Origin of the sequence: Streptococcus sp. 3.1 (genome assembly GCF_016648915.1) — a bacterium.
Classification (GTDB): domain Bacteria; phylum Bacillota; class Bacilli; order Lactobacillales; family Streptococcaceae; genus Streptococcus; species Streptococcus salivarius_E.
This window is the reverse complement of sequence record NZ_JACLQV010000041.1, coordinates 1-4,793: the sequence shown is the minus strand read 5'-3', so window position 1 is coordinate 4,793 and position 4,793 is coordinate 1. Positions and strand designations below refer to the sequence as shown.

Below are 4,793 nucleotides of genomic sequence, written 5' to 3'. Positions count from 1 at the left end.
CTCTGAACATACAAAAAGAGAAAACCTATCAGGTTCTCTCTAGATGTTAGCTTTTCGTCACCCACTACAGTTGACAAGGAGCCATAATTTTCAGAAAAAAACACTAGAGCAAAGTGCCCTAGCGTTCTAAGTTTCTTATTTACGTTTTTTCTTAGCTTTTTTCATCTTGTTAGCTTGACGCTTCATCGCGTGTTTCATGGCAAAGGAACCGACCTTACCTTTAAGACCACCACCAAGCATTTGACTAAGGTCCATATTACCAAGGTCTGGCATACCTGCGCCACCCATCATGCCTTCAAGAGCAGACATGTCCATATTCCCCATATCAGGCATATTTGGCATGTTTTTTGGCAGATTATTTGGGTTCAGACCCATTTGACGCATCATTTGCTCCATATCACCAGACATAACACCTTGCATCATTTGTTTGGCTTGGTTGAAGTCTTTAATAAACTTGTTTACTTCAATAAAGGTATTCCCTGAACCATTTGCAATACGGCGACGACGACTTGGTGTCAAAAGATCTGGATTTTCACGCTCTTCCGGTGTCATCGATGATACAATGGCACGCTTGCGTGCAATCTGTTTCTCATCTACTTTAACATTAGCCAAGGCTGGATTGTTAGCCATACCTGGCAACATCTTAAGCAAATCCTCCATAGGACCCATATTTTGCACTTGGTCTAATTGGTCGATGAAGTCATTGAAGTCAAAGGTATTTTCACGCATCTTTTCAGCCAACTCAAGAGATTTTTTCTCGTCGTACTCTTGAGAAGCTTTTTCAATAAGGGTAAGAAGGTCACCCATACCTAAGATACGACTTGACATACGGTCTGGGTGGAAAGTCTCAATATCTGTGATTTTCTCACCAGTACCTGTGAATTTAATTGGCTTGCCGGTAATCTCACGAATAGAAAGAGCCGCACCACCACGTGTGTCACCGTCAATTTTAGTAAGAACGACACCTGTGATATCTAGTTGTTCATTGAACTCCTTGGCAACGTTAGCAGCTTCCTGACCAATCATGCTATCTACAACCAAGAGAATTTCATTTGGATGAGCAAAATCCTTAATATCATGCAACTCTTGCATGAGAGTCTCATCAATCTGCAAACGACCAGCCGTATCAATCAAGACATAGTCATTCTTATTGGCACGTGCTTGTTCCAAACCATTTCTGACAATCTCAACCGCCGGTGTCTCTGTACCCATATCAAAAACAGGAACATTGATTTGTTGTCCCAAAGTCTTCAACTGGTCAATGGCTGCTGGACGATAGATATCCGCAGCAATCATCATTGGACGGGCTTCTTGTTCTTTAATCAGCTTATTAGCCAATTTACCAGCAAAGGTTGTTTTACCAGCCCCTTGGAGACCAACCATCATTATGATAGTTGGAATCTTTGGAGATTTCTCAATTTCAGATGTTTCAGACCCAAGAATATCTGTCAATTCTTCATTAACAATCTTGATGATTTGTTGCGAAGCATCAAGAGTATCAATGATTTCGTGACCTACAGCACGTTCACGAACACGTTTAATGAATGTCTTAACAACTGGTAGGGCTACGTCTGCTTCAAGAAGTGCCAGACGAATCTCTTTAGTGACTTCTTGAACTTCTTTCTCTGAAAGTTTTCCTTTACGTCTTAAATTTTTGAAAACGCCTTGCAAGCGTTCCGTTAAGCTTTCAAAAGCCATATATCATTTCCTCTCTTACTTTCTGCTTGGGTCTAATCTCTATTATCGATACTGCTGAGCACAGCAATTTGTTCCTGAAGATAGCTATCGTCTGGGTATTTTTCCATGATATCATCAAATATTTGGCTACGAACAATGTAATCTGAATACATATGTAGTTTCATCTCGTAAGCTTCTAAAATCTTCTCAGTACGCTTGATGTTATCATATACAGCCTGACGACTCACACCAAATTCCTCGGCAATTTCTGCCAAACTATAATCATCTGCATAATATAGCTCAATATAGTTCATCTGCTTATCTGTTAACAAGGCTGCATAGAACTCAAACAAGGCATTCATGCGATTGGTTTTTTCAATTTCCATAAGCTCCATTTTACCATAAAATCATGGTGTTAGCACGATTCTTGTGCAGAAAAAAGCCGTGACTGTTAATTGTTCTCCAAATAAAATTCAAAACGGTCGCCAACATAGTAACTTCGTACATATTCGAAAGCCTGCCCGTCTTGGAGGAAGGAAATCTGTGTCAAACTCAAGAGAGCGTCACCAGTCATAACCTTGAGGTGCTTGGCTAGACTACTATTGGCCAAACTAGCTGATATGGTCTGCTGACTTTTCCCTATTTCATAGCCATTATCAGTTAATGTCTTGAAGAAATGTTCGGTAATTTCTGATTCCTTGAAACCTCGGATAATCTTCTCAGGGATACTAGCAATCTCATAGGCAACTGGAAGATCGTCCGCAAAACGAACACGTTCCATACGAATGACATAGGACTGCGGTAAAACACCTAAATTCTTGATTTCAAATTCATTGGGATGTACACGTTTATAAGAAATGAGCTCACTAGATGGTTTCTTGCCTTGGGATTTAACAATCTCTGTGAAACTCGTGGTTCCACGCATCTTTTCCTTAACTCGACTGCTAGCCACAAAGGTTCCACTGCCTGGTTTGCGTTCTAAAATCCCCTCATCTACTAAAAGTGTTATGGCCTGACGCACTGTCATACGACTCACATCAAAAGTCTCGCAAAGATCTCGCTCGCTAGGGAGACGTTGCCCGATTTTCCAAGTACCATCATCAACATCTTCCTTAATCTTATCATGTATGCGAATATACGCTGGTAACATCTAATACCCCCTTCTGTACCCCTATTTTACAAAAAAAGTAACAGAATTGTAAAGATGAGTATGATACTTACAGTTTCTCTTATAAATCTAGGTGCTAAGTCCATAAATTTGTGATACAATGATTGCATAAGAAAGAGTCCATGTGTGACGTAAAAAGAAAGGGTAATAATGACTGACATTTCTACTTTGAATGATGTGCAGAAAATCATTGTTCTAGACTATGGTAGCCAATACAATCAGCTGATTGCACGTCGTATTCGTGAATTTGGTGTTTTCTCTGAATTGAAGAGCCATAAAATTACCGCTGATGAAGTCCGTGCCATCAATCCTATCGGTATCGTACTTTCTGGTGGTCCTAACTCTGTTTATGCCGAAGATGCATTTGGTATTGACGAAGAGATTTTCGAGCTTGGTATCCCAATTCTTGGTATCTGTTACGGAATGCAACTTTTGACCCACAAACTCGGTGGTAAAGTTGTTCCTGCTGGTGAAGCAGGTAACCGTGAGTATGGCCAATCAACACTTCGCCTTCGTACCCAATCAGAACTCTTTGCAGGAACTCCTGAAGAACAAGTTGTTCTTATGAGCCACGGTGATGCAGTTACAGAAATTCCAGAAGGTTTCCATCTTGTTGGTGACTCAGTAGATTGCCCATTCGCCGCGATGGAAAATACTGAGAAAAACTTCTATGGTATTCAATTCCACCCAGAAGTTCGTCACTCTGTATATGGTAATGATATCTTGAAAAACTTTGCTTTTGGTATCTGTGGTGCCAAAGGTGACTGGTCAATGGCTAACTTCGTAGATATGCAAATTGCACAAATCCGTGAAACAGTTGGTGACCGTAAAGTCCTTCTTGGACTCTCAGGTGGGGTTGACTCATCTGTTGTTGGTGTCCTTTTGCAAAAAGCTATTGGTGATCAATTGACATGTATCTTCGTTGACCACGGTCTTCTCCGTAAAGGTGAAGGTGACCAAGTTATGGAGATGCTTGGAGGTAAATTTGGCCTTAACATTATCCGTGTTGATGCTTCTAAACGCTTCCTAGACCTCTTGGCTGGTGTTGATGATCCTGAGAAAAAACGTAAAATTATTGGTAACGAGTTTGTTTACGTCTTTGATGACGAAGCAAGCAAACTTAAAGGTGTAGACTTCCTAGCTCAAGGGACACTTTACACTGATATTATTGAATCAGGTACTGAGACAGCTCAAACAATCAAATCTCACCACAACGTTGGTGGTCTTCCAGAAGACATGCAATTTGAATTGATTGAACCACTTAATACCCTCTTTAAAGATGAAGTTCGTGCCCTTGGTACTGAAATGGGGATGCCTGATGAAGTCGTTTGGCGTCAACCGTTCCCAGGACCAGGACTTGCCATCCGTGTTATGGGTGAGATCACTGAAGAGAAACTTGAAACCGTTCGTGAGTCTGATGCTATCCTTCGTGAAGAAATTGCCAAAGCTGGTCTTGATCGTGATGTATGGCAATACTTCACTGTTAACACAGGCGTTCGTTCTGTCGGTGTTATGGGTGATGGCCGTACTTACGACTACACTATCGCTATCCGTGCTATCACTTCAATCGACGGTATGACAGCTGACTTTGCGAAACTTCCATGGGAAGTTCTTCAAAAGATTTCTGTTCGAATCGTTAACGAAGTTGACCACGTTAACCGTATCGTCTACGATATTACAAGTAAACCACCTGCAACAGTAGAGTGGGAATAAAAAATAAACCTAATTTAAAGCGACTTGATTGATTTAACAGCATTTTGAATTGTTTTAAAACGCTAAAATCTAATTACTTATATTTGGTTCCCCACCAAAATTCCCACCAGAATTTCTTTCTGGTGGGGATTTTTTATATCTTAATTACAAAAATAGAGCAATAAGCAATGATATGGGGTCAGAAAAATTTTTCCTTTTCTGCTGTTCAGTACTAACTCTTACATCATACCTAGAT

Annotated in this window: 4 protein-coding genes; 1 reads left to right on the top strand and 3 read right to left on the bottom strand. The window is 40.5% G+C overall.

Features of this window, described 5'->3' with window-relative positions:
• Window positions 1–135: 135 nt before the first annotated feature.
• From ffh to H7U02_RS11310, 3 genes are all read right to left on the bottom strand, one after another.
• On the bottom strand, window positions 136–1,698 hold the full coding sequence (ffh, locus tag H7U02_RS11320; RefSeq protein ID WP_037603167.1) for a signal recognition particle protein: 1,563 nt from the start codon (window positions 1,696–1,698) through the stop codon (window positions 136–138).
• Window positions 1,699–1,730: 32 nt separating this feature from the next.
• Window positions 1,731–2,063, bottom strand: coding sequence for a putative DNA-binding protein (locus H7U02_RS11315; protein WP_002883908.1), 333 nt, complete (start codon window positions 2,061–2,063; stop codon window positions 1,731–1,733).
• Window positions 2,064–2,128: 65 nt separating this feature from the next.
• The gene (locus H7U02_RS11310; protein ID WP_110981445.1) at window positions 2,129–2,827 is read right to left on the bottom strand and encodes a GntR family transcriptional regulator; all 699 of its coding nucleotides are present in this window, start codon (window positions 2,825–2,827) and stop codon (window positions 2,129–2,131) included.
• Between the two features lie 168 nt (window positions 2,828–2,995).
• Here H7U02_RS11310 and guaA point away from each other — a divergent pair, with 168 nt between their 5' ends.
• Window positions 2,996–4,558: a glutamine-hydrolyzing GMP synthase gene (gene guaA, locus H7U02_RS11305; protein ID WP_107373127.1), complete on the top strand. Its 1,563-nt coding sequence runs from the start codon at window positions 2,996–2,998 to the stop codon at window positions 4,556–4,558.
• Window positions 4,559–4,793 lie beyond the last annotated feature (235 nt).